This is a genomic window from Segatella copri, assembly GCF_009495355.1.
Lineage (GTDB): Bacteria > Bacteroidota > Bacteroidia > Bacteroidales > Bacteroidaceae > Prevotella.
In genome coordinates, this window is record NZ_VZAD01000089.1 from 1 (window position 1) to 1,008 (window position 1,008).

The window sequence follows — 1,008 nt, forward strand, 5'->3', positions numbered from 1 at the left end:
TACAAATTTTGATAAATTTCCGAATTATAAGCCAGTTGGGATAAAAAACAGAAATATCTCCGAGTGCTCGCTGCTTGAGTTAAAAGGTCAAGACCGACTCACCTAAGATCTTGCATCAAATTGCTCTAAGTCACACGTTTCTTATTGAAATCAAATAATGAGAATGAAGTATTTATTTTTTTCATTACAATTCTTTATAAGGATTATGTTCAGGAACCCTAATGAGTTCTTTTATATCAACTTCCAGACATTGAGATATCTGTATTAATGCTTCTAAAGGAGGTTGACAAGCATTGGTACACCATTTGGAAATGGTTGCTTGGTCTCTGCCAAGTTTCTCTGCAAGCCATTTGTTCGTTTTCCCCTTTTCTGCAAGCATAACTTTTATACGATTAAGATTTTTCTCAGCCATTGCGTATATTATTATTGTTTTCGGTTGCAAAGATACTCATTTTCCTCCAAATATCGTTTGTTTATCCGAAAATCATTATAAAAATCGGCAAATAATTTGCCTAATTAGAAATTTTGCTAATTTTTGCATGATTTACAGTGACTCGTCCCATCTTCATCTTGCATACCACTATATTCTATTAAAATGAAAACAGATATGCCTACTTATAATTTTCTTCTTTTGGAGTTGATTTATGAATATCAAAATCGGAAAAATTCCGCGTTATCCGTGTTAATTTTTGTTTTCTCATAATTTCATTTTGGGGTTACGGGATTTTGTTGTTCCTAATTTGTTTCTTTTGCCATTTTGTCATTCGGATTAGCATTGATTATCAGAACATTACAAACAATCAGTAAGATTGCGAAACAAAAATAGCGTACAGTGTACAACGACAAAAATCGTTCTCTCTGTACGCTATTAAATCTTATTAAAAAGATGAAAGATTCTAACTAGCATCTCTTGGCATCGTTCCGTTCATTACAATAATCATCGGATACTCGTTTTTTACTTGCTCTGCTTGGCACACCTTGCGGTTCACAACCTTACTGATAAGCCAT

1 protein-coding gene is annotated in these 1,008 nt (G+C 33.2%); it reads right to left on the reverse strand.

The window, feature by feature from the left end:
• Nucleotides 1-184: 184 nt before the first annotated feature.
• A complete protein-coding gene (locus tag F7D20_RS11645) occupies nt 185-412 on the reverse strand; it encodes a helix-turn-helix transcriptional regulator (RefSeq protein ID WP_004302144.1) in 228 nt (75 codons plus the stop codon).
• Between the last annotated feature and the right edge of the window lie 596 nt (nt 413-1,008).